The organism is Lentilitoribacter sp. EG35 (assembly GCF_040784015.1).
In the GTDB taxonomy this organism is placed as follows: Bacteria; Pseudomonadota; Alphaproteobacteria; order Rhizobiales; family Rhizobiaceae; genus Lentilitoribacter.
Map to the genome: position 1 here is coordinate 78147 of NZ_JBFNGQ010000013.1, position 23108 is coordinate 101254.

21 protein-coding genes and 1 pseudogene are annotated in these 23108 nt (G+C 46.1%); 12 read left to right on the forward strand and 10 right to left on the reverse strand.

Annotated elements, in window-relative coordinates; all coding sequences use genetic code 11:
* Nucleotides 1-6 precede the first annotated feature (6 nt).
* From AB2J24_RS18220 to AB2J24_RS18240, 5 genes are all read right to left on the reverse strand, one after another.
* Nucleotides 7-2454 carry an FAD-dependent oxidoreductase gene (locus AB2J24_RS18220; protein WP_367386538.1) on the reverse strand — a complete coding sequence of 816 codons (2448 nt, stop codon included), beginning with the start codon at nucleotides 2452-2454 and terminating at the stop codon, nucleotides 7-9.
* A gap of 104 nt (nucleotides 2455-2558) precedes the next feature.
* Nucleotides 2559-3524, reverse strand: a complete 966-nt coding sequence (locus tag AB2J24_RS18225) for a LysR family transcriptional regulator (protein WP_367386539.1) — start codon at nucleotides 3522-3524, stop codon at nucleotides 2559-2561.
* Between the two features lie 212 nt (nucleotides 3525-3736).
* On the reverse strand, nucleotides 3737-4099 hold the full coding sequence (locus AB2J24_RS18230) for a hypothetical protein (RefSeq protein ID WP_367386540.1): 363 nt from the start codon (nucleotides 4097-4099) through the stop codon (nucleotides 3737-3739).
* 83 nt (nucleotides 4100-4182) lie between these two features.
* The gene (locus AB2J24_RS18235) at nucleotides 4183-5298 is read right to left on the reverse strand and encodes a helix-turn-helix transcriptional regulator (RefSeq protein WP_367386541.1); all 1116 of its coding nucleotides are present in this window, start codon (nucleotides 5296-5298) and stop codon (nucleotides 4183-4185) included.
* Nucleotides 5299-5387: 89 nt separating this feature from the next.
* Nucleotides 5388-6167, reverse strand: a complete 780-nt coding sequence (locus AB2J24_RS18240; protein ID WP_367386542.1) for an N-acetyltransferase — start codon at nucleotides 6165-6167, stop codon at nucleotides 5388-5390.
* Between the two features lie 187 nt (nucleotides 6168-6354).
* On the opposite strand from AB2J24_RS18240, the gene AB2J24_RS18245 reads away from it, so the two are divergent.
* Nucleotides 6355-8385 (forward strand): tetratricopeptide repeat protein, encoded by a 2031-nt coding sequence (locus AB2J24_RS18245; RefSeq protein ID WP_367386543.1) that lies wholly within the window; start codon nucleotides 6355-6357, stop codon nucleotides 8383-8385.
* Between the two features lie 64 nt (nucleotides 8386-8449).
* On the opposite strand, the gene AB2J24_RS18250 is transcribed toward AB2J24_RS18245, so the two are convergent.
* On the reverse strand, nucleotides 8450-9259 hold the full coding sequence (locus AB2J24_RS18250) for a S24 family peptidase (RefSeq protein WP_367386544.1): 810 nt from the start codon (nucleotides 9257-9259) through the stop codon (nucleotides 8450-8452).
* A 372-nt stretch (nucleotides 9260-9631) separates the two neighbouring features.
* Here AB2J24_RS18250 and AB2J24_RS18255 point away from each other — a divergent pair, with 372 nt between their 5' ends.
* The 5 genes from AB2J24_RS18255 (at nucleotide 9632) to AB2J24_RS18275 (ending at nucleotide 13047) form a co-directional block, all read left to right on the forward strand.
* Nucleotides 9632-10177 carry a DUF1376 domain-containing protein gene (locus AB2J24_RS18255; protein WP_162651375.1) on the forward strand — a complete coding sequence of 182 codons (546 nt, stop codon included), beginning with the start codon at nucleotides 9632-9634 and terminating at the stop codon, nucleotides 10175-10177.
* Nucleotides 10167-10835, forward strand: a complete 669-nt coding sequence (locus AB2J24_RS18260; protein ID WP_367386545.1) for a hypothetical protein — start codon at nucleotides 10167-10169, stop codon at nucleotides 10833-10835. The genes AB2J24_RS18255 and AB2J24_RS18260 overlap by 11 nt, the downstream gene beginning before the upstream one ends.
* A gap of 1 nt (nucleotide 10836) precedes the next feature.
* Nucleotides 10837-11361, forward strand: coding sequence for a hypothetical protein (locus AB2J24_RS18265; RefSeq protein ID WP_367386546.1), 525 nt, complete (start codon nucleotides 10837-10839; stop codon nucleotides 11359-11361).
* Between the two features lie 266 nt (nucleotides 11362-11627).
* The gene (locus AB2J24_RS18270) at nucleotides 11628-12269 is read left to right on the forward strand and encodes a hypothetical protein (protein ID WP_367386547.1); all 642 of its coding nucleotides are present in this window, start codon (nucleotides 11628-11630) and stop codon (nucleotides 12267-12269) included.
* Nucleotides 12270-12357: 88 nt separating this feature from the next.
* Nucleotides 12358-13047 carry an outer membrane protein gene (locus AB2J24_RS18275; protein WP_367386548.1) on the forward strand — a complete coding sequence of 230 codons (690 nt, stop codon included), beginning with the start codon at nucleotides 12358-12360 and terminating at the stop codon, nucleotides 13045-13047.
* Between the two features lie 504 nt (nucleotides 13048-13551).
* On the opposite strand, the gene AB2J24_RS18280 is transcribed toward AB2J24_RS18275, so the two are convergent.
* The gene (locus tag AB2J24_RS18280; protein WP_367386549.1) at nucleotides 13552-14886 is read right to left on the reverse strand and encodes an ATP-binding protein; all 1335 of its coding nucleotides are present in this window, start codon (nucleotides 14884-14886) and stop codon (nucleotides 13552-13554) included.
* Entirely contained in the window at nucleotides 14883-15539 is a 657-nt protein-coding gene (locus tag AB2J24_RS18285; RefSeq protein WP_367386575.1) for a response regulator, read from the reverse strand. The genes AB2J24_RS18280 and AB2J24_RS18285 overlap by 4 nt, the downstream gene beginning before the upstream one ends.
* Nucleotides 15540-15684: 145 nt before the next feature.
* On the opposite strand from AB2J24_RS18285, the gene AB2J24_RS18290 reads away from it, so the two are divergent.
* From AB2J24_RS18290 to AB2J24_RS18305, 4 genes and pseudogenes are all read left to right on the forward strand, one after another.
* On the forward strand, nucleotides 15685-16158 hold the full coding sequence (locus tag AB2J24_RS18290) for a DUF2271 domain-containing protein (protein ID WP_367386550.1): 474 nt from the start codon (nucleotides 15685-15687) through the stop codon (nucleotides 16156-16158).
* Between the two features lie 12 nt (nucleotides 16159-16170).
* Nucleotides 16171-18372, forward strand: a complete 2202-nt coding sequence (locus tag AB2J24_RS18295) for a PepSY domain-containing protein (protein ID WP_367386551.1) — start codon at nucleotides 16171-16173, stop codon at nucleotides 18370-18372.
* The gene (locus tag AB2J24_RS18300) at nucleotides 18362-19348 is read left to right on the forward strand and encodes an FAD:protein FMN transferase (RefSeq protein WP_367386552.1); all 987 of its coding nucleotides are present in this window, start codon (nucleotides 18362-18364) and stop codon (nucleotides 19346-19348) included. Before AB2J24_RS18295 ends, AB2J24_RS18300 begins: the two co-directional genes overlap by 11 nt.
* A gap of 157 nt (nucleotides 19349-19505) precedes the next feature.
* Nucleotides 19506-20131, forward strand: a pseudogene (locus AB2J24_RS18305) (tyrosine-type recombinase/integrase).
* A 400-nt stretch (nucleotides 20132-20531) separates the two neighbouring features.
* Here AB2J24_RS18305 and AB2J24_RS18310 read toward each other — a convergent pair.
* Nucleotides 20532-20795, reverse strand: coding sequence for a hypothetical protein (locus AB2J24_RS18310; RefSeq protein ID WP_367386553.1), 264 nt, complete (start codon nucleotides 20793-20795; stop codon nucleotides 20532-20534).
* Nucleotides 20796-20916: 121 nt separating this feature from the next.
* On the opposite strand from AB2J24_RS18310, the gene AB2J24_RS18315 reads away from it, so the two are divergent.
* Nucleotides 20917-21813, forward strand: coding sequence for a LysR family transcriptional regulator (locus tag AB2J24_RS18315; RefSeq protein WP_367386554.1), 897 nt, complete (start codon nucleotides 20917-20919; stop codon nucleotides 21811-21813).
* 11 nt (nucleotides 21814-21824) lie between these two features.
* On the opposite strand, the gene AB2J24_RS18320 is transcribed toward AB2J24_RS18315, so the two are convergent.
* A complete protein-coding gene (locus AB2J24_RS18320) occupies nucleotides 21825-22067 on the reverse strand; it encodes a hypothetical protein (protein WP_367386555.1) in 243 nt (80 codons plus the stop codon).
* A 90-nt stretch (nucleotides 22068-22157) separates the two neighbouring features.
* On the opposite strand from AB2J24_RS18320, the gene AB2J24_RS18325 reads away from it, so the two are divergent.
* Entirely contained in the window at nucleotides 22158-23057 is a 900-nt protein-coding gene (locus AB2J24_RS18325; RefSeq protein ID WP_367386556.1) for a LysR family transcriptional regulator, read from the forward strand.
* Nucleotides 23058-23108 lie beyond the last annotated feature (51 nt).

Genomic DNA, 23108 nt, shown 5'->3' on the forward strand with positions numbered 1-23108 from the left:
TTCACTTTAACTAACTGAATATATTGCTGAATTTATTATTGTTGCCTCAACCTCACCCCCCAGCACCAGCGCCGTTAGCTCGTCTTTCGCATCCACATCTACAAATGCATAGGCGAGGTTTTTACCCGCTCCGTCATTTGCGCGATGGCCCCATCCGGCGGAGGTGATGGTGCCGACAACTATGCCGTTTTGCATGATGGAATCGCCCGGGCGGGCTGGCGTGGTTTTGCTGTTAAGTTCCAGTGTCACGAGCTTACGGCCTGTGGTTTTTCCAACGCCTTTGGCGACCATTTTTTCAAGCGCGGATTTGCCGATGAAGTCACTTTCCTTATCTATCTTGGTGAAAAAGCCAACGCCTGTCTCATAGGGATTATATTCGGTGATAATATCGGCTTTCCAGTGGAGGTAGCCCATTTCCAGCCGCATGCTTTCAACCGCCCGCATGCCGAAATAGCCGATATTATGAACTTTGCCTGCTGCCATCAGCGCATCATGCACGGTCACGAGATCATCATTGGGAATGTGGACCTCATAGGCCAGCTCGCCCGAAAAGCTGACAGACATGAGAATGATCTCAACGCCCGCGATATTGGCCTTTATTGCGCAAAGCGGCTTGAAGGCTTTTGCTGAAATGTCATGATCTGGCATAACAGCTTGTAGAACATTGCGCGATTTTGGGCCAGCCAGGACCAATATTGTGTAATCATTCGTCAGGCTTTTGATTTGGATAGAGCCATCATCGGGCAGATGCTCGGTCAGCCAATCCATATCGTGCGCCTCCGATGCCGCAGCTGAGCCATACCAGACTTTGTTCTCGTGCAAGTTTGCCAGCGTTGCTTCGCCTTTGACCATGCCATGATGATTAAGCAGATAGGTGAGGCCAACTTTGCCAACCTTGCGTGGCACGCGGGAACAGACGATTGTATCGAGCCAATCATGCACATTCTGATCCTCTGTGCCCGTGGCGCCCGTAATCTCAAAACGGTTGAACCCGTTGACTTCGCAAAGGCCAACGCCATTTTGCACCATGGCAACCTCGCGGGCGATAAGCGGATGCACATTGTTGAAATGGAATGACAACTCTTCGGTAAAGTCAGGATCAGGTTTGATGTAATCCAGCCGCTCCCAGCCATTGACGGGGGCGAACGAGCCGCCCGCAGCTTTCAGCACATCATAGAGCGCGGTGGTTTTGGCCATGCGCCCCGCAGGGCGGTGTTCGTGTGGCCGGTGAAAGCGGAATTCATTTTGATAATCTTCAATGGCTTTCAGCGCTGTGTGCGGCACATCTGCATAGCGGGTAAAGCGGCGCGGATCGATGCACCAAGTATCATAGCACGCCTCACCGTGGGCAATGATTTGCGCCAGAAGCCAGCCATGTCCGCCACCTTCGCCAAGGCCCGCGCGAAGGCCCGTGATGCAGTAGGCATTGCGTTTGCCCGGAATTTGACCCACCAGTGGCAGGCCATCGGGCGTATAGGTGATCGGCCCATTGATAATGGAGTGAATGCCCGCTGTTTCCAGGCATGGCAGGCGAGCAATGGCGCCTTCCATCACATCCACCACACGATCCAGATCATCCGGGCAAAGCGCATTGGTAAAATCAGGATCAATGCCATCCAGCCCCCATGTTTTGCAATCCTGCTCGTAAAAGCCAATCAGGAGGCCTTTTTTCTCGGCGCGCTGATAAAAATCATCGGTCGGGCAACGAATAAGTGGCACGCGGAAATCATCACCCAAAGCCTCAATTTCTGGAATGGCCTCGGTGAGCATATATTGATGTTCCATAGAGGCAACGGGATGTTCTACCCCCATCATCGCGCCAATTTCATTGCAGCGATACCCGCCCGCATTGACGATTTTCTCGGCATGAATGTCGCCCTTGTTGGTGCGCACAATCCATGTGTGGTCGGGCCTCTGGGTCAGACCTATCACGCTGGTATGGCGATAGATTTCTGCGCCTGCCAGTCGCGCGCGTCTGGCCAGAGCCTGGCAAAGCTGCGCAGGGTCGATATCCCCATCCAGTGGGTCCCACAGTGCACCCAAAAGGTTATCAGTTGTAATAAGAGGGTGGCGACGCTTGCATTCTTCGGCATCAAGAATGTCGAGTTCCACGCCCATACCCTTGGCCATAGACTGAAAATGCAGATATCCATCCATATGCCATTGCTCGGATGCAAGGCGCAAGCCGCCCGTCCCATGGTGATAATTGATAGGATATTCAGGATCATCAGCTAACTCCTTATACAGGTTGATGGAGTGCGTTTTTAGCCCCACCATTGTCTGGTTCGGACCAAGATTTGTCACCTGTGCCGCCGAATGCCATGTGGTGCCTGAAGTCAGCTCATCACGCTCTAACAACACGCAATCAGTTATACCTTCCTGCGTAAGGTGATAAAGCGCAGAACATCCACCAATCCCGCCGCCAATGACAAGGACTTCCACCTGTGTTTTCATGAACCTGACCTCCAGAAAATCATAAATCTATGACGCCAGTTAAAAGTGAAGATAGACCAATTCAAGCAATGTTTCCCATGCGCAATAAATTCGAAAATGATTTTCTAATTTATGATGGTAAAATGATCCTTCAGCCAGGGGTAAGTTGTATGCACTGGTTCAATGGCGTGAAGATGCAAAAGTTCATATAATCTGGCACGCACCATCTCTAACATCTGGTTCGGGCAGTCATCGCTGGAAAATATGCCAATTTCTCGCGCAAATTGCTGCTTTGGTATGTTAATAAGACGTACATTTTCATGGCTGCGTTTGCTGTGCGCATATAGTAGCGGCGTGGTGATAGCCCAGCCGGAACCCGCAGCAACAAGCGCCATCAGGGTGGCGTTATTTCCCAGCCGCATGCGCTTTGGCAGCTTGATCTGCATACGCTGCAATTGCGCTTCAATCTGTTGAGAAATCATTTGTGAATGATGAAACTGCAGATAGGGGATATCTGTTTTGCCAGACAAAAATTGCTCTGCATCAAAATCACAGCTTTCGGGCACAACTATAACAAATGGATCACGCAGGATCGGTTGATATGTCATGGCGGCAATGGGTGCAGATGGTCTTGCCATAATGCCAATATCCAAGGCGCGATCACGCATCATATCCAGCAAGGTCAGGCTGGTTTCAATCTGGTAGGAAAAATCCATTTTCGGCAGTTTTTCATTTAAAAAAACCGCCAGATCAGGCACGATTTCTGTTTCAAAATCTTCAATAGCACCAAAGCGAAATTGGCGGCCAGACTGCATGACTTCGGCATTCGCATTGGCTTGCGCTTGTCGCAATATTTGCAGCGCGGGTTCAATTTCGGCAAGAAAGCTCTCTCCCGTTGATGTTAAACTCAAAGGCTTTTTGCCATGATCAAAGAGTTCAATGCCGAGGTGGTTTTCGATTTTTTTGATATGGTGGGTAATTGTACTTGTGGAAATGGCCATTGCATTTGCTGCTGCACTTAAAGAACCGCAACGCGCACATGCCTGAAACACCTCTAAGGATTTCAAGCTTAAATCCCTCATTTCAGCCATCGCCAAACCCTGCAAAATCAAATATCTTTCGCAATATTACCTTAATCGCAATAAATAAAAAGCAGGAATTTAAACCCAAACGCGGCTCAAACAGATTTTAGCCATTATAAATTTTAGCCTTTAAATAGTGTAGAGAAGAAAATGTTTCAGCCAACGGTTAAAGCTTGATGGCTGTAAACGCTGGCTAAAAGCTTTAGCTGTCGAGCGAAATATTAGTACATGCCACCGCCATCATCGCTGCTGGACTCCTCCGGGTTTTCTCTCTTTTCAATAGCAGCGGTAAATCTCTTGTTGCAGCGTGCTATGGTATCTGCGTCAGCAGTTTTTTCTTCAAAGGTACATGATGAAATTATCTTCCCACCCGGGCGATCAGGTGGCGCAACACCTTTGTCGACAATAAACCGAACTGTCTTTTCATCGTCATCTCGGCTTTCTGTATCAATTTTTGCCTCATAAATATCGTACTTTTTGCCGCTATAGGAGTATGTTCCGATTTTTTTATGCGAGCCATATGTTGTGCACGCAGCAAGCGCAAAACTGAAAAGAAAAATTGGTGCGGCGCGATGAATTTTCATAAATTCCCTCCTCAATAAATAGTCGTTCGAGAGGGACTATTCCTGATTTCTCGGCCTAAGTAGTCATCAATATTAATGAGGCCTTACATGTAGCGGGTTAAAATTCGCGCTATATCAATCTGCCTGTTAATTGACATTTTCTGCATAACACGTTGAATATGTGTACGAATTGTCGGTAGTGCTACGCATAATTCGGCAGCAGTTTCTTGCGCGGTTTTGCCATTGGCAATCATCAACGCCACATTTGCTTCTGCGGTGGTAAGGCCAAAACCATCCATAAGTTCGTTGATTTCAAGCGTGTGGCTATGCGTGGGATCGGTGATTAAAATCATGAACCCATTGCCAGATTGGCGGCGGTTTTCTTGATGAGCGGTAATTGGTTGAATGCTGATCTGGTAGGGGGCATCACCAGATGGTCGCGGTATGAGGAAGTTTTGAGCGCGGTGCTTATGAAAATCATCGGAATCATCTTGTCGCAGGGCGTTATCCAACTTTTTGCCAATTTGTGCACTTGAACAGTGTAATCTGCCTTTGGCGTAGGTAAGACCATCATTTTTTCTAAAGATAGAGATAGCGGTTGCATTCATTTCATTGATTTGGCCATCTTCATTTAGTAGTAAAATACCCTTGTCAGAAATCTCGAATGCGTTTTCAAAACCTTGCATTCGAGTGAGCATTTTGCCATGTTGAACATGCAGTTTAACAGTGCTTTTGAGAGAGGGGGCGATATACTCAAATGCCCGAAGTTCGTCTTTTGTTGCAACACCGTTACGTGCACTTTTTTGAACTGAAATAATGCCCACTTTGCCTTTGGTTTCAAAGGCTTTCAACGCTATAAAATACCGGAGATCAAAGGGGCGCAAAAAATCTGCATAGAACTCATGATGATCCATCTCCTTTTCAGCCATAAAGATATTATCATGCATGATCTGCGGCGCACCGGCTCTGTTCCCAAAAGCAATTCGCGGGTTAATCGGCATATAATGTTGGATATAGCTGTCTTTGATTTCGATCTCAGAGCTATCAAAATGTTGTATGGAGTGGCCGTGTCGTTTATCGATCAACTCAAATGTAGCGAAAGAACCACCAAATAGGTTCGCCATCTTCTGCAGCGAAGGTTCCCACATATCCTGATTAAGAACAGCCTCATTAAAGCTGATAGCGATGTCTGTCAGATCATCAAGGCTTGGACTTGCCATCAATCCCCACATTGTTTTTCATCATTTTAGCGGGTTTTGCTTAAGTTGGCGAATCTACGCGGTTTTTCACGCTTTAATGTACGATGAACTTACTTGAGTGCCTTCTCGACAACCTTGTCAAACCGCTTGTCCATGCACACGCTCACATCGGTGGTGATGAATTTTCCATCGATAAATAGCGAGAAGATTGTTGCCGGTGTGGGGGCATTTTGGGCAGCTTTCAACGTATCTAATTTGTGGGCAGTCCAATCTAATCCACGCTTCTCGCAGGTTTCTTTGAGTGATGTTTTGATGTGATAATCAGTAAATGGGCAACGGTTAGAGTAATACGCACTCACGCCCTTGGTATCTGGTGGTAATCCGTCACGTGCACTTTGTGCAAAGGCCGGTAGTGCGGCTTCTGCCCCCGGTTCTGTTGAAAGTGCAAGCAGGCTAAAGCCCGTGTTAAGCGTATCAACTTCCTTAAAACCCTGTCGTAACAGCCATTTTCCATCGCTTTGAAAGTGCATTTTCTTTTTGCCAGCAATCGAGACAAGCCCGGCATAACCTTTTGCCTTGGCAGCATCTAATGCGTCTTGCAGCAATGCTTTGCCATGCCCACTGCCTTTGAACTTGCCGGACACCCAAAAGCAGCCCATTACCATCCATTGCGGGGCGACAACGGGCATCCATGCGGCATCGCCCGGACCATATTCAATGAACACTTTGCCGCGTTCATCCAGCCGCCGAAATCTGTATCCGTGGGCATATTGCGCCGATAACCAGCCCTTTTTCGCGCCATAGCCTTTTGCGCATTTCTTGTCAGAAATCGCGCAACATATATGCGCATCCGGCAATGTGTCAGGCGTTAGTGTGATATAATCCGGCATATCGACGTGGCTCCTTGCGCTGATTGCCAATAATATACAATTTACGCGGCAATTGTCATTGACCGAGGTCAAAAGCATCAGCAGAAATAGCTTACCATGCGCGGCCTCGCGCTTTGATCTTCACAGTTGAAATCCCACAACTTTACGTTAAGCTGCCGGGGTAAGATGCGGGGTGCGGAAGGCGAGGATGAAGAGCAAAATCTTTAAAACAGGAACCGAGGCGACAACTGCGCTTGTGTGTGCCTCGTGCATATTTGCAACTGCGCCAGCATTTGCAACAGGGGCGGCGGTGCTGTTGGGTGCGGCAAAACTCTACGATTACTACAATGCCAACAAAGCCAGATTTGGCAAAAATAGTGCCACCCTGCAAAAAGCGGTCGAAAAAGCCCTTGCTGAAAATCGCCAAGGCTTTGCACAGCGTTATCGCGAAAATTCTGACATTGAGGAAGAATTGACGCGGATTGAGAATAATTTCCGAGAAAAACTACAACTCTGCGAATTTGAAATTCCGCATATTGCTGATGCTGTTAAAAACCCTGATGGTTTTGCTGCCACGATGGCAGGTAAAGTACTTGCCGGACTGGCAGGTGTTGACGAAGAATTCAGCGAACAACAAAACCAAGCATTGCCTTATCTTTTCATTCAGTCCTCGCTTGAATCAGGGTTTAAGGCCGCTGTTCTTGATCCTGATAATTTCAAAGACATCGCGCCTGAGATTTTAACCGACATGGCATCAACTTTGGCAAATATTCACCTCGTGATCCATGAGATTGGGCAAGATGTGAAGGCGATACGTGATGAGCTTGAGCGCATTGGTGTTTTAAAATCAAGTGATCTCACGCCAGAGCAGGAGTTCCAGACGCTTGTTGACCAGTTTCAACTCCCCTTAAACGAGTTGCTGGGCCTCATTGCAGGTGTGCTGGATCAGCACGTTGCGCCGCAGAATTTTGGCCAAATGCTGGATGTGGCCAAGGCGGCACTGGAGAAGGTTAAAACCGATTATCAGCGCCTGTCGCGCCTTTCCAACGACGTGCCGGAAATCGGACCGTTTTTGGATAAAGCCCGAGCCGCGCTGGAAAATCATCAAGCCATTGATCTCAAGCAAGCGCAAACCGAGTTGAGAGCCGCACGGCGCGAATATGATGCTCGCACCGAGAAACGTTTTAATGAGGAGAAAGAAAATTCAGCGCAGATGATTGTGCTGGAAGCGCAAATGGCCCAAGCACAATCGAATGTGGATGAGGCAGCAGCGCTTTATGATGAAGCGATTGAAAAGGTAGCGCATAATCTGCCGCTCAGACGTTATTATCTCTTTGAAAAAGCTGATATGCTTTACCAGTTTGGGCAATATGCGAGCGATCCAAAATGGTTGAAGAATTCGATCGACGGTTGGGAGGTGCTTTTGAATGTCTTACCACATGATGACGATCCAGACTATTGGGCTAGAGTGCAAGTTAATCTGGGCGTAACTCTTCAAGAGTTTGGGCGGCGTTTCCCAGATAATGCAATACTTTATGAATCAATTTCTGCTTTTCGTTCAGCGTTAACAGAGCAAAGGCAAGATAAAGCGCCACAGGATTGGGCCGGAACCCTAAACAATCTTGGCAATTCGCTTTATGTGCTCGCAGAGCGCTCCTCTGATGATAAACTGTTGCGTGAGGCGATTGTGGCCTATCGTGCAGCGCTGACAAAGTGGACGCAAGACAAAGTGCCGCTCCAATGGGCGATGGCACAAAACAATCTTGGTGCTGCACTTCAGATGCTTGGTGGACGTTTGTTAGACAAGAGCATGCTTCATGAGGCGATTGACGCCTATCGCTTGGTTTTGACGGAATGGACGCAAGACAAGGTCTCACTCCAGTGGGCTGGAACACAAAATAATATCGGCAATGTATTTCGAACACTTGGCGCGATTTCCTCTAATAATGATCTGTTGCAGGAGGCAATTAAGGCTTTTTGTGCTGCATTGACGGAGCAGACGCGAGATAAAGTGCCGCTGGATTGGGCCGCGACGCAATATAACCTTGGCAGTGCCTATGGAGTTCTTGCGCGAATGAGCAATGACGAAGCTCTTGCTGAAAAATCAATTGGGGCATTTAAGCTGGCGCTGGAAGAACGCCGTGAAGACAATGCGCTCTATCAACATCAGCAGACGAAAGAAAATCTTGCGATTTCAGAACGATTGTTGGCTGATATCCGCGCTGGCAAAGCGCAATAGGCCAAGTTGTTTTGCATTTGGCAAACCTTCACGAGATGGCTTGCGCCAGCACGTGCGCTTTGAACTATCCCCTCCATTGGAAGCTGGCGACAACGCGGCCATAGACTTCCACTTCCGAGGCGTGAAACTCAAAATCCGAATAGCGTTCGTTGTCGGAGATAACGTTGACGCGGTCTTCTGGTAAAAGCTCCAACCGCTTGATCATTAAGCCATGACCGTAGTTCACCGCATATAGGTCTGGCGGGGAGGGGTAGTTGTGGGATGTATCAACAAAGACATATGAGCCATTGGTCAGCGTAGGCTCCATAGAATCGCCCGTCACAGGCATGGCATATGTTTTGGTCATTTCCCGCCATCCAGCTTTTACCTGCTCGGGAAAAGACCAAAAACCATCGCTATCAGACGGGTCTATCGCCATGCCATCTTCATCAACTTGCACTGATAAGGTTCCGCCATTGCCCATACCGGCGTGAATGGTGAAATTTGCTATATCGCCGCCTTCATGAACGGTGTTGCGGGTTGAGCCTGATTTAGATGCAGTATGACGAGGTTTATTTTGTCCGCGCTTGGGCGCATGTAAAGGTCTGGTCAGATCACCATCAAAAAAACCACTATCGGAAAAGCCGCTTGGCTTAGCTCTTTCAGCAATATCATCTGTCCCTAAATGCTCATCAGCCATTGTTTCGCTCGTTATTGAACTATTGGCCAGGCGGCGTGAGCGGGCCAGCGCGCGGATGCGTTCGATAGCAGATCCACGCGGCTCTTGCCCGGACAGCCAGCGCGAAATAGTGGCTTGCGTGGTGCCAAGGTCTCGCGCCAAATCCTCTTGTGTTGTGTCATCAAGCATGATGCGAAGTAGCTGGATATAGTCCATTTGAATGGCCAATCTTTCATTATAGCTTAAACGTATATAAAATACATATACGAATATTCATACTTGTCAAACGTATTTTATACGTATATACGTTAACGTATGGCGCATAATTTATATACATCACCCATTGATAGGAAAATATATCTAGGTAAGTTTGCTGTTAATCTGCAAGCCAAGATTATGCGCACCAGTTCTCAATTCGCTTCATCTTTTGCATACCTCCTCCCCAGAAACCAAGCAAGATCAGATGAAGCGAGGCGGGGGGTGCCTTCGCCAAACTCCCGCGCGTTGTTTGGAGTTTTGTCTCCTGTCTTCAAGCTTCGCGCGGGTTGTCTTCGATTGTTGCGTGTTTTTGAGTAAGGTTTTCCATCCATGAGTGATCCTTGGTTTAAGTTTTATCCCTCTGACTGGCTGTCTGGTACGCGTGGCCTGACACCAGCAGAAACGGGCGTTTACATCACGCTTGTATGTATGATGTATGAAAATGATGGTCAGCTTATGCGCGGTGGTGCCAAGCAGGATGCGCGGCTTGCCCGGCGTTGTGGTTGCACCTTCGCTGCATTTAAAAAGATCATCAACAATCTGATTGTTGAGAAAAAACTAACCGATCACAACGGAGCATTGAGCAATAGGCGCGTTCAAAAAGAGCTGAATGAACGCATGAATCGTGTTCAAAAAGCAAGCGATGCCGCGCAGCAAAAATGGGCCAAAGCGCGGAGAAATAGCGAGCAAAATCAAAGCAATATTCCTGCTCCGACTTATCCTTCGCATAGCGCGAGCGATGCCAATTACCAGAACCAGAATCAGAAGACTTATAAAAAGAGTTCCAATGGCTATGTAAAAGCAGAAACGCCGCTTCAGCGCGTGTCTCGTAATATTGCCGCGGGGCAAAATCTGGGTGGTCAACATGATGACTGAACCGCAAAACCACGAGATGGCTATCCTAAGCCAGGTTGCGCGGCTTTTTCGTGCTTTTCCTGCTGGTAAGAATGTGGATGAGCATACGCTGCAAGATTATTGCGAAGCTTTTTCTGATTTCGATATTCAGATCGTAGCGCACGTTGTTGACAGGTTTCGGCTGGGCAAGGTCAAGCGCCAAGCGCCGTCTTTTCCGCCTGCTTTAGCCGAGATCATGATCCATATGCGCAATCGTCATGCATTTATCCGCTTGCAGAATGAGCGTGCAGAACTGGGGACAATCGGCGAGCCGAAAACAAACAGATACCTTCTGCCGAAAACCCATTTTTTAAACCGATATCAAACCCCATCGAATGTCGCACGTGCTGGCGCAGCCATTTCGCAAGGCTTCGATCATCATAAAACCCCATCGAATGTCGCACGTGCTGGCGCAGCCATTTCGCAAGGCTTCGATCATCATAAAATCCCATCGAATGTCGCACGTGCTGGCGCAGCCATTTCGCAAGACTTCGATCATCATAAAATCCCATCGAATGTCGCACGTGCTGGCACAGCCATTTCGCAAGACTTCGATCATCATAAAACCCCATCGAATGTCGCACGTGCTGGCGCAACCATCGCGCAAGACTTCGATCATCAAAAAGAGGAGAATTCATAGCATGGGCGTATCCACATGGACCGACACGCAGGATCAGATGATTTTGGATGGATTGAAGGCCGATCAGACTTATACGCAAATTGCCACCTCATTGGGTGTTAGCAAGGCCATGGTTTCCGGCAGGCTCTATCGCTTGCGCAAATTGCGCCCCGATGATGTGCCGGAAAAGAGGGTTCAATTTATCCATAAACATCGCTCTCGGCGCAGAACGGGACCAATGGCAAAAACGCTAAATATAGCATCTGCTGGTCAAAAAACGTTTGAACGCCAAGCCCGCAACAATGCAAAGAAAGCCACAAATCTTGCATCTGTGAATGGGCTAAAATATACGCCCAAAAATGATCCGGCACCCTTTATGACGCTCGAACGTGGCCAGTGCTCATGGTGCCGTGATGGGGATGAGGACGCCAGCGCCACCATGATGTGCTGCGCAGCACCTGTGGTCGATGCTAAAAAGCGCGAGGGCGACCGACGCTCAACCCATTGTCACTACCACTATCAATTGTCACTGATGCCCGGCAAATAGGCCATTTGATTCAAAGTTTTAAGCAGGAGATTCAAAGTCTAAAACAAAGAAAGTAACATCATGTTTGTATTGGTTATTTTGGTTTTTCTATCCCCGCACCAACCTGTGAAAGAGCAGTTTTTATTTGCCAAAAAAGGCGAGTGCGAAAAGCTGGTGGAGATGGTCAAAACCGTATCCAAATATCGCGTTCTAACAAGTTGCCAACAGGTCATTTAGTCAAAAGTCCGGGCAGATAAAAGCGTAAAAGTAAAGCGTAGGAGTTATGTATGAGAGTTCAAAATCAGGCATCATTAGGTGGTGGAAAAGCGCAAAAAGAAAAGAAAAATGCAACGACAGAACAGGCTTTAAATCAAGAGGCGCGGAGGGGGTACACCCCGACAGGGAACTTAAAAAGCCAGTTTATCAAAACAGAGGTCGATTGCCCCTATAATGAAAATGCTAAAACACATAATGGCAAAAAGTACACAGAGCGGGTGACACGCCGTGTGTCGGATAACCCGCTTTTGCAATTGCACTCTCGCGGCAAAATCTCACAAGCGCAGTTTTTGGCAGGGCATAAATATCTGGCCGCACATCTGGTTTGCACAGGCCAAACAGGACAAGCCATCGACTATTCACGCCAGCGGGTGGACTGTTCAAAAGCGCCCATGACGCTGAGCGAAAAACAAATGCATGCCAGTGATTTGATCCGCAATGCAAACCGCGAACTCAAAGCAGATGGCATAAACGAAAAAAGCCCGATGGAAGCCATACTCCGCATCCAAAAAATCGCTGGCGAAAGCCTGAACGTCACCCAATATTGCAAGAATGTCAGAGGCCTAACCAGCAACAAATCCATCAGCAAACAGCTAGGGTTTTTGAGGGAAGATTTAAGCGTTTTGGCAAAAATATGGGGCTTTGAGAGGTGAGAATTAACTACAAGCAGATTGGGTCGGTTGTAACAAACAATTAACTATAGAGGTTTACAAAATAGGCCATATTATCGGAGTCCCATTCATGTATAAGTTGTTACCGTCATCAATTGCTGTTTTGCCATTTTTATCACTATCAGTATTGGCTGCGGACGTCATTGATCCAATTACGATTATTGAACCTCCGGTGATTGCGGATGAAGGGCATAATTTTGAGGGTGCCTATGTTGGTATCTTAGCAGATTATGATTTTGGCAAGCTCAGAAGCGGCCCGGCAACGGGCCCACTTATTAGCCGTGATATTGAAAGTCCATATTTTGGGGCACTTGCTGGTCTCAATGTTCTTTACAACGGCTATATTGTTGGTGTCGAAGCAGATGTGCTGAGCGGCGGTAAAAGTAACTCTTTCTCGTGTTCTCCAACGCAGATTTGCTCTGAGCGGTTTAAATGGACAGCATCTTTGCGTGGCCGCATTGGTGTAACCCATAATAAATGGATGGTTTATGGCACCGGTGGTTTTGCATTTGCCGAAGCAACTTCGACGACCACTCCTCCAACAGGCGGCACAACAGGTACTGCTAATATCAGCTTGAACGGCTGGACTGCAGGCCTAGGTGCAGAATATGCAGTGACGTCTAACGTGCGCGTGAAGGCAGAATATCTTTATACCGATTACGGTACGCGCTCCATTCCCGCGGGAACCATCAGCGCAGTGGCTTATAAAGCCAACCCAAAGATCAATTCAGTCCGTATTGGCGCGATCTACGGGTTCTAGGCTCGTATTCCAAAAAATCATTTGTGTTTTTATGCAACCCGCTGTCTTTGTAATGGCGGATTTTGCCATTGTGTGTTCTGGCAAAATTATGGGGCTTTGAGAGGTGAGTGGCGTTGCCATCAATTAGTGTCAAGCCTACATTGGCCTCTGCAAGGTCGTTGTAAGTTTAAAACGGACAATTGGTACAATTTCTATTTGTGGGCCAAATAGGCATGTCTTTCTACTTGCACCGCAGATATGCACCTTCCTAACAACACTTAGGTGATTTGCTTGATGTAAAAAATTATCTAGCAACCACTCACCAATATCTGCCCTGAGCCCTTCTGAGACATTCGCTACGACTGACCAACGTCTGTTCTTAAACATGAACCAGCCCCAGCAACACAGAATAATTTGGTCTGTAAGGTGCCAATCGCAGACATAATTGGCTCAAACAGAATAGATATAGATCATGTTTTTACGACATTTATAAATCCAATAGCCAAGAAGAATATACGAATTTTCTCAAAATCGTATAAACACTTCGAAGCCACTACTTTCGTTTCTGCGTGGTGAGAATATTTTGAATTCGCCATCACACTGTTCAACAATTGATCTGGTAATAGATAATCCAAGGCCTGTGCCTTTGGCATCCGTATCGCCGCGCTCAAATGGTAACCCTAGCCGCTCTAGCATTTCCTGCGAAATGATAGCACCGTCATTTGAGATCGACAATGAGGTGGAGCTCTGCACTTCAATTTGAACTAAACCACCCCCAGCCCCATGGATGAGCCCATTCTCAACGAGGTTTCGCAGCAAAATTGCGAAAGCATCTTTAGTGAGGCCAGCCTTGAACTGATGGTCTTTCGGGTTAAGTAACTTCACGCGGTCACCGATGTTTGTGTCAGCACGGAAGTCATTTAAAATCAGCGAGAGAACAGGCATCAAATCGATATCTTGATCCGTTTTTGCAAACCCCGCTTCAAGTCGAGAGAATTGTAATAATTTCTCCGACAAGTCAGATAAATGTCTGAGTGATTTTTCAATATCGGTTGCTCGCTGCTGACCTTTGCCATCAGTCAATTCAATAGAAAGCCGTTGCGCTTGCGCTAGTGCGCCAGCTAATGGTGTGCGCAGTTCATGCGCGCTTTTCGCAGCAAAGGCCCTTTCCGAATTCAAAGCGCTACTCAAGCGATCTAGAAGATTGGCAATCTCCTCTGCAATTGGAGCCAATTCAAGCGGATAAATATTTGTCGTTAGGGGAGACAGATTTGACCCATCCCGTTCAGAAACATCTCTCTGGAGCTTCTCAACCGGCTTCATCGCACGTTTTATCGCATACCATATACCAAAAACCATAAGCGGAATTAACGCGGCCAAAGGCAACAAAAGCGCCGAAATGCTTTCCCATAATGCTTGATCGCGGTGATTAGATCGTTCCGCTATCACAATGCCAAAGCCGGATTCTGGATCCGTGATTGCAAAATATCTAATATTATTGATGTTTGAGAACCCATCGGGCACACCATTTGATACTATATTGGCCCGCAAATCATCCGAAAGCGCAATTCGCCGCCCCTCTGCATCACGAATATAGTAGGCAAAATTGCTGCTGTAACTCTCAAGCGATGCAATCCGATATTCATTTTCCGGTTGCTCTCCTTCCGCTAATTCTTCTAAATCATGAATAGCGAGCGGAAGCAGACGGATAGCAGCCTGCTCAAGCGATTGATCAAAAGCTTCATTCAATTCGTGCTGAACAACAAGACCGGCGATCAATGCAGCTCCTAGCCAAAAGCAAACAACACCGAGTACAAGGCCAATGGAAAGCCTTTTAGCTATTGAAAATGGTGATTTCATTTGTTCACCTGATAACCGATGCCGCGCACGGTATGGATAATCTCCTTGCCAATTTTCTTGCGTAAACGGCTGATATATACTTCCACAGCGTTGCTCTCGATTTCAGCGCCAAACTCATAAAGCGAATCCTCAATATCTCTCTTTGGGACAATTCCGCCGCGGTTTCGAATAAGCCTCTCAAGAACGGACCATTCCCTTGCAGTCAACGTGAGTTGTTTATCATCGTAGGAAACAGTCTTGCGCCCCAAATCAATTGATAAATTGCCAATATCGATAGTTGGGAGTGAGTGCGACGAATAACGGCGAGCGACTGCCGTTAATCTTGCTGTGAGTTCATTAAGGTCATATGGTTTGACGAGGTAATCATCCGCGCCGGAATTCAAGCCCTCAATCCTCATATCAATTTGATCTTGAGCCGTGGAGATAATAACTGGAACATCATTTGAATTAGACCTCAAATGGTTGAGAATATCCATTCCCCTTCCATCAGGCAGACTTAAATCAAGCAAAACGAGTTCGTAAGACATTGTCTCCAAAGCAAGCATTGTCTCATCAACTCTCTTCATCCAATCAACACTATGACCACTGGCAATTATGTGGTCACGAATGGCAGCCCCCAGAATATGGTCATCTTCTACAAACAAAACACGCAACTGAAATTCCTTTCGTGACCGCATTTGCGACACAAACCTTACAGGAAGCTGAACAACTATCTCAAACCCTGTAAGCATGCTGTCAGCTTTTTTGTCTAGCTCTAACACACGTCAAAATATTGAGCAAAACTGGAAAGGACATATAATGAGAAACATTTTAGCTGCACTTGCAATCACCACAGCACTGATAGCCCCAAGTATGGTTCAAGCTAAAAACATATCAGCAACAGTGACTATGAAGGGCTTTAGAGGCCCGCCGGCATATGTGGCGGTCTATCTGACGAAACCAAATGGGCAATTCCATTCTACACTGTCAGTCAATGGGCACAAAAATAAGTACAGAAAGCATCTGCGTGGTTGGATCAGGGGTGCTTCACGCTCAAACCAGCGTCTGGATGGATTGTCAGGGGCAAGCGTTGGTTCTGGACGCACTTTAACCGTCAGTGCAAACGTTAAAGATTCGCTCCTTAAAGCTGGCTACCAAGTTCACGTAGATACGGCGATTGAAGATCGTGGCGAATTCAGGAGCGATGCTGCCGTCGATGTTAGTTCAGCCAGCCCAAGCACCATAAGCAAAGGTAAGGGCTTTGTTAAAACACTCAAGGTTCAAATTAACTAGGAAGAACTCACTATGCGTTTTATTCATTCACTTTCCGGAATTGTGGCAGCCATTTTTATCAGCGTTATTGCTATGATGGGCGCTTATCTCTCTGTTGGCCCCGTTATCGATCAGTTTTCTGTTGCGTCAACAACTGATCTTAGTGTCGCGGATATTGCAGGCATAGCAAATAAAAAGATACACGGTGTCGAACGAATAGAGCGCAAGGCGAGCGGTGAAATCCTTGTACATGCATTCACGCAAGATGGCGCGATTACATCGATTTTAGATCCTCGAACAAATGAACTTATGACACAAGCGACTCATTCTAAATTCACTGGGTTCGTCACTGAGTTACACCGTTCGTTGTTTTTGGGTGATCTCGGTCGCGGTCTAACTGGATTAAGCGCATTCCTACTTATTTTGATCACATATTCAGGCCTCGTGATGCTGGCAAAACGAATGGGTGGTTGGTCTAAAATATTTGGAGCAGCAAGGGGAAGCAAATCTCAACGGCAACATATCGACATAGCGCGTCTAACAATGGTTGGGTTTTCAATTTCAGCACTAACTGGGCTTTATATGTCACTCGCTACTTTTGGTATTATTGCTGAACCGTCTGATGTCGTTCTCCCTTTTCCTGAGGACGTAGCGATCGGAGAGACCATGCCTGTTGCTGAGATGAAATCTCTAGCAGCTGTACCCATTTCAGATTTACGGGAACTAACATTTCCCTATCCAGATGACCCGACAGATGTCTTCACGCTAAATTCTGATCAGGGCGAAGGCTTTATCGATCAGGTCACAGGCGAGATCATTGCATTTCAACCTAGCAGCTTAACTTCAAAGATCTATGAGACTGTATATTTATTGCACACAGGTAGAGGTGGAGTTGTGGCAGCAATACTTTCGTTTATCTTGGGCGCCTCTGCTCTCGCTATTCCGTTTCTATCCCTAACAGGAATTGTCATCTGGTGGAGGCGCCGTAAACATACACCTCGCACGCAACCAAATGCGCACCTACCTATCGCAGACACCATACTATTAGTTGGTAGCGAAGGCAGCACAACATGGGGCTTTGCATCCACTCTTCATAAAGCATTGGCTGCGCAGGGTAAGAAAGTTCACACATCTGCCATGAATGAGCTCATGCAAGAGCATCTTGAAGCAAAAAATATCTTTATTCTAACATCGACTTATGGCGACGGTATTGCACCGGCTTCCGCCAACAAATTCCTCAAGAAATTGGAAAATATGGAAATTGCGCATTGTGGGAAATTTGCCATTCTTGGGTTTGGAGATAAGCAGTTTTCGAATTTCTGCGGTTTTGCCGAGACGGTGGAGAAACAACTTCGGCATAAAAATGCTGAATTCTTTCATCCGCTCGCCAAGATCAACCAACAAAGCCCACAGACATTTAGGGATTGGGGCCAACAAATTGGCCAAATCGTAAATTGTGATCTGGTTCTCGAGCATGTTCCGGCACGTCCTAAAACAAACAAGATTGCCCTTCAAAAAGTTGTGGTTCGTTCTCAAGAGCTCGATGAGCAAACAGCCATTTTGAGATTTAACTTGTTACAAAATCATTTTGGTTTTGACAAACGGATGTCCAAATTTGAAGCAGGTGATTTAATTGGAATTATCCCACCAAAAAGTGACGTACCACGTTACTATTCCATCGCTTCAAGCTCCTATGATGGCTTTATCGAAATATGTGTCAAACGCCATAAGCTTGGTCTGTGTTCAAATTATCTTTTGAATTTGAATGAAGGTGACAAGATCGATTATTTTATTAAAGAGAATAACAGTTTTAAACCTGTCGCAAGTGACACACCTTTGGTGATGATTGGTGCTGGGACAGGAATTGCTCCCTTGGCAGGATTTGCGCGAGGGAATGTGAAAAATCGACCTGCATATCTTTTTTGGGGCGGCAGAAATCCAAACACAGATTTTCTCTATAAGGACACTTTGGTGGACCTCACTAAACACCAAAAGCTTAGCGACACATACCTTGCTTTTTCTAGAATTACAGACCGTCAATATGTGCAGGATAAGTTAAAATCTGAAGCTGAACTCCTGAAGGAACTCATAAGTGAAGGTGCACAAATCTTGGTTTGCGGTGGCCCCGAAATGGCCTTGGGTGTGCGCACCACGATAGATGGAATTATTTCGCAAATAGGTGAAAGCGCGACGTCATTGCAACAACAAAAGAGGTATCTCGAAGATGTCTACTAAAACTGAGTTAAATAAAGTGGTTTTTCCCTCAATTCACTCTACGTTTAAACAGCATAATATCCATGGGCAAACAATGGGGACACGCTATTCGGCAATTTTTTACGCTCCGTCATCTATAAATCTTGCGAAAGTTCATCAAGCTCTTCAGCAAGCTGTCGATACTGTGGATAATCAAATGTCACCGTGGAAAAAACAATCCGATTTGGTTCGCTTCAACAAAGCCCCCGTAGGTGATTGGTTTGGTATTCCGCTTGAGATAGCGGTCGTTATCAACGAAGCATTACACGTGAGTAAGCTAAGTGGAGGTGCTTTTAACATTGGTGTTGGCAGACTTGTCGATAATTGGGGATTTGGGCCTAGCTCACGTGACAAAGATAGCGCTGTACCAACATCTGAACTGATTCCAGCTGCGCATGATGCTTTCGAGTTGGACATAGATCAGTGTAGACTAAAACGGCATACCCCAGTCGCGCTTGACCTTTGTGGTATCGCAAAGGGGTTTGGGGTGGACGAACTGGCGCGCGTTCTTCTCAGGTTTGAGATTGCAGACTTTATGGTATCAATCGATGGCGAAGTTAGAATTGGAGGAACAAAGCCCGATGAAATGCCGTGGTCTATCGGGATAGAAAAACCTGATCAAACACAGCGTGAAACAGTTCTAAATTTGGAAGTTTCCGATATCGCAATTGCCACATCAGGTGACTATCGCCATTTTCGTAATATTGGCGACGAGCAGGTTTCACATACAATGGACATGAAGAATGGCATGCCTGTCAACAACAAGACCACTTCTGTGACCATCGCATCAGAGCACTGTTTATCAACTGATGCTTGGGCCACGGCCTTTCTTGCAATGGAACGAGCAGACGCCGTCATATTGGCAAACCAACTGGATATTGATGCGTTGATATACGAACGGTATTCAGATGGTATTGCGTCATATGGAACTGGCGAATTTGCAAGTTTGGTTAACTAAATTAAAGCTATGGCTATAGCCGCTCTGAATTTCAGCTTTGGGCCAGCTTTTGATCACCCTGATTTGATTACTTATGTCTGCTATTGCTTTCATAAACCTGAAAAACGGCCATTTGATTCCATTATTATATTTCCTTCATTTAAAACCAGGAGGAAAAATGATGGAAAATATCCAAATGAACCTAAATCTGTCTCGGCATATTCCATGGAATAAAGGAAAACTACTTGGCCAGAAGCCACCACTTCAACCAAAGCATATTTGGTCTATACGGACACAATTACAGCTTACTGGAAAAGTTCGGGATCTTGCCCTATTTAATCTCGCGATAGAAGCAAGCTTCGAGGTTGTGATGTGGTATCGATACTGGTCGAAGATGTAGCACCGCATGGATATGCAATTGATCGTGCGGCTGTTGGGCAGCAAAAAACAGGGCGACCTGTCAAATTTGAAATAACCGAACAAACAAGAACTGCACTTGATGTCTATATTTCCAAATTTAGCCTCAAAGAAGAACGATATCTCTTCAAAGGAAGACACGATCACCTAACAACAAGGCAATATGCTCGCCTCGTTGGCGATTGGGTGGAATTGGTTGGTTTGGATCGGAAAAGATTTGGTACCCATTCACTCAGAAGGACCAAAGCCGCGTTGATTTACAAAAAGACAGGAAACCTGAGAGCAGTCCAGCTTTTACTGGGACACACTAAAATCGAGAGTACCGTCAGGTATCTTGGTGTTGAGGTCGATGATGCACTGGAAATAGCAGAAAAGATTGAAGTCTGAACACAGAGGTGGAGCGGAAACGTTTCACCTCAACTGGTTTTCAACAAGATGTGCCATTAGGAGACATGCAGAATATCCCGGTCATGTCCTGCAGATATAAGAATAAATGTCACTTCTGATTTCTACCAAATCCCAATAAAATAACACTGAGCTGCGATCAGGCCCTTTTGCTGAGATAATATATCGCGATTTGTCGCTTCGGAGTGCGTCTTGTCACATAACTTTTGATTCAACTTCTCAAACCAGTTTGAAAAAGTGCTTTTACTTGAAATAGGTGAGCTTTCTAGATTCGTTTGAGAGTTCACAGCTATATGTTGCGCCATCTTCAATACCCCTTGTTTCCAGAACCCTTGTCATCCCCTACCGGACACTTTCGAACCGGTAGGAGTAGTACTGATCATCATTCACCTGCTGAAAAAATGGTGACGGGACGAATTACCCCCTGCCGTTTCATATTTGAATCATGATAGTCTGCATTGTGTGATGCAAAAAATTCCTTCTCACCATGCATGTCCATTGTCATCGCAACCATGTTGGAACCTTCAATATCAATGTGGGATTTTAAATTTTTTGCAAACGGTGCAAAAATTTCTTCCCGTTCCTTTTCAAATGACATCCATTTTGCGACGTCTTCAACTTTATGCGTAAACACCATTTTCGGCATAGCTCTCTCCATTTCACCTTCCAAATCCGCTTGATTGCGATCCGATGAAAACAGGGTGCATGAAAAGTGATAACTTGATAAGCTAGGTTAATCCAAACTCTTTATTCGGGCTGATGAGATAATGATTGACTATCTAAGAGCGCTTGCCATGTTTAATGAGGTGGTAACTCATGGCTCGTTTCGCGCTGCTTCAAAAGAACTGAAACTATCACCCTCTGTCGTGAGCCATCACGTCATGCGGCTTGAACAACATCTTGGCACAGCATTGCTCTATCGATCAACGCGCAAGATTTCACTGACCAATGACGGTGCTATACTTTATCGGTCCAGCCAGAACATGGTAGAGGCAGCGAGAACCGGTTTCAATGCACTGCAGAGCAAGAACGACCAACCTGCCGGGCAATTGCGCGTGACATTGGGCAGCTCTATGTTTGAAAGACCACCCTATGTGAATTATCTGGCAGAGTTTGCAAAAACATATCCCAAAATTAAGTTACAGATCAATTTCACAGATCAACGTGTTGGGCTGCCCGGTTCGAAATTTGATGTCGCTATCCGCTCTGGAGGATTGGAAGACAGTCAGTATAAAGCGAAGAAAATTAGTGAAATGGGTCATGCTATTATTGCTTCGCCAGATTATATGAAGGGCCGTCCTTCGATCAAAAAAATTGAGGATTTGGAATCGCTTGACTGGATCGAACCCGCTCAGTCTTCGATCAACAACCATCTTAGTTTTGCTCAGGGAAATCACTGTAGGATTAATCCCAACATTGTGATGGAGTTGGATAATTTATTTGCCATGATTGAAATGGTGAAGAATGGTGTGGGAGTGGGTATATTGCCCGATCTTATGGTAGAAGATGATCTGAAAAATGGTGAGTTGATCAACCTCCTTCCACCTAGCTGGAAAACTATACCGATCCCGAACTATGCGGTTTGGCCGCAAAATGTGCCTGAGGGCGGCATTACGCATCTGTTCGTCAATTTTTTGGCTGGAAAGTTGAAAGCTCATTATTAAATTTGCTCTGCCTAAGATTTAAATCCTCTGTGGTGCGTCGGACGGTGCGATGGCATCATGGACATCAAATCATAATCGCTTTGTAATGACACCGGATTGCTGAGCACAATATCTTCCAAGAGCATCTGCCTAGTAGCTTCTTCAGCAGTTGACGATTGAGATTGCTCTTTTGATTTCTCCGCTGGCTCAGTGATTTTTGCTAACTTTGGAAGTTTGATGATTAAAAGATCAAAGATTGAAAATGTGTAAATCATATAAAAGCCCCGCTGCTGTGTCCTCCTCATAAACTTACAGCACAAAAGTTTTCACTTGTATCCGCTTTAACATTGTGATGCTCTACAAAAATGAATAACCATTTTCACAATTGGTCTGACATACGAGTTTTTCTTGCTGTGTTGCGCTCTGGTTCAACCCTTGCGGCCTCAAAGGAATTAGGTATGGCTCAGCCGACAGTCGCTCGACGGATCGATGCACTTGAACACTCTCTTGAGCTAACGTTATTTGAGCGAGACACGCGTGGCTTCCAGCCAACAGAAGATGCACGTGCGCTTGTTGATGCTGCTGAAGCGTTGGAGACTGTTGCTCATAATCTCTCTGAAACTGCTAGAAAACAGAATGCCGCCTCATCACGCATCATTCGCATTACAGCTCCAGATTCAGTATTTACAAGCCAATTTTCTGCAATCCTAGAAGATTTCATCAACAGCTATGGTGATGTCCAGTTTGAGTTCATAAAGTCCTACCATGTGATTGATCTGGCAGCGGGGGAAGCAGATGTTGCTCTTCGCTTCTGCAATGTTATCGAGGATCAATCGCTGATTTGCCGCAAAATCACCGATATCAAAGGTGTATTAGCAGCATCAAAAAATTACGCGGCAAAGCATGGTGTTCCAACTTCTGAGGATGAACTTGGTGGTCACAAATTTGTGGTCTACAAGGGTAAAAACATACCTCAACTTATCAACAACTGGCTGCTTGATCGGATCGCTACCGAACAAATCGCGATGACCTGCGAAGATATAGAAACTCTTGAATCAGCTTTGGAGATGGGCGCGGGAATAGGTCCCGTACCATCACGCTATGTGTATTCGAGCGACAAAGTTATTTCCTGTTTTGAGCTTCCGCCGGAGACAATAAACACGGGATGGCTGCTAGCCGGTCCGTCAGCTTATCGTCGAAACGAGGTCAAAGCATTCATCAAGTTCTTCGCACCACGATACAGTGCTCTTTTTCGAGAAGATTAGAGTTAAATTCCGTAAAACCAATATTCGCAGGTGTTTTGTCTCTTTAGGCCA

Excerpts from the sequence above, each read along its gene's own strand:
- AB2J24_RS18250 (WP_367386544.1), bottom strand. The coding sequence starts at position 9,259 with ATGGACTATATCCAGCTACTTCGCATCATGCTTGATGACACAACACAA.
- AB2J24_RS18270 (WP_367386547.1), top strand. The coding sequence starts at position 11,628 with ATGAGAGTTCAAAATCAGGCATCATTAGGTGGTGGAAAAGCGCAAAAA.
- AB2J24_RS18240 (WP_367386542.1), bottom strand. The coding sequence starts at position 6,167 with ATGCCGGATTATATCACACTAACGCCTGACACATTGCCGGATGCGCAT.
- AB2J24_RS18220 (WP_367386538.1), bottom strand. The coding sequence starts at position 2,454 with ATGAAAACACAGGTGGAAGTCCTTGTCATTGGCGGCGGGATTGGTGGA.
- AB2J24_RS18255 (WP_162651375.1), top strand. The coding sequence starts at position 9,632 with ATGAGTGATCCTTGGTTTAAGTTTTATCCCTCTGACTGGCTGTCTGGT.
- AB2J24_RS18320 (WP_367386555.1), bottom strand. The coding sequence starts at position 22,067 with ATGATTTACACATTTTCAATCTTTGATCTTTTAATCATCAAACTTCCA.
- AB2J24_RS18315 (WP_367386554.1), top strand. The coding sequence starts at position 20,917 with ATGATTGACTATCTAAGAGCGCTTGCCATGTTTAATGAGGTGGTAACT.
- AB2J24_RS18225 (WP_367386539.1), bottom strand. The coding sequence starts at position 3,524 with ATGGCTGAAATGAGGGATTTAAGCTTGAAATCCTTAGAGGTGTTTCAG.
- AB2J24_RS18235 (WP_367386541.1), bottom strand. The coding sequence starts at position 5,298 with ATGGCAAGTCCAAGCCTTGATGATCTGACAGACATCGCTATCAGCTTT.
- AB2J24_RS18275 (WP_367386548.1), top strand. The coding sequence starts at position 12,358 with ATGTATAAGTTGTTACCGTCATCAATTGCTGTTTTGCCATTTTTATCA.
- AB2J24_RS18325 (WP_367386556.1), top strand. The coding sequence starts at position 22,158 with ATGAATAACCATTTTCACAATTGGTCTGACATACGAGTTTTTCTTGCT.
- AB2J24_RS18300 (WP_367386552.1), top strand. The coding sequence starts at position 18,362 with ATGTCTACTAAAACTGAGTTAAATAAAGTGGTTTTTCCCTCAATTCAC.
- AB2J24_RS18230 (WP_367386540.1), bottom strand. The coding sequence starts at position 4,099 with ATGAAAATTCATCGCGCCGCACCAATTTTTCTTTTCAGTTTTGCGCTT.
- AB2J24_RS18265 (WP_367386546.1), top strand. The coding sequence starts at position 10,837 with ATGGGCGTATCCACATGGACCGACACGCAGGATCAGATGATTTTGGAT.
- AB2J24_RS18280 (WP_367386549.1), bottom strand. The coding sequence starts at position 14,886 with ATGAAATCACCATTTTCAATAGCTAAAAGGCTTTCCATTGGCCTTGTA.
- AB2J24_RS18245 (WP_367386543.1), top strand. The coding sequence starts at position 6,355 with ATGAAGAGCAAAATCTTTAAAACAGGAACCGAGGCGACAACTGCGCTT.
- AB2J24_RS18260 (WP_367386545.1), top strand. The coding sequence starts at position 10,167 with ATGATGACTGAACCGCAAAACCACGAGATGGCTATCCTAAGCCAGGTT.
- AB2J24_RS18310 (WP_367386553.1), bottom strand. The coding sequence starts at position 20,795 with ATGCCGAAAATGGTGTTTACGCATAAAGTTGAAGACGTCGCAAAATGG.
- AB2J24_RS18295 (WP_367386551.1), top strand. The coding sequence starts at position 16,171 with ATGCGTTTTATTCATTCACTTTCCGGAATTGTGGCAGCCATTTTTATC.
- AB2J24_RS18290 (WP_367386550.1), top strand. The coding sequence starts at position 15,685 with ATGAGAAACATTTTAGCTGCACTTGCAATCACCACAGCACTGATAGCC.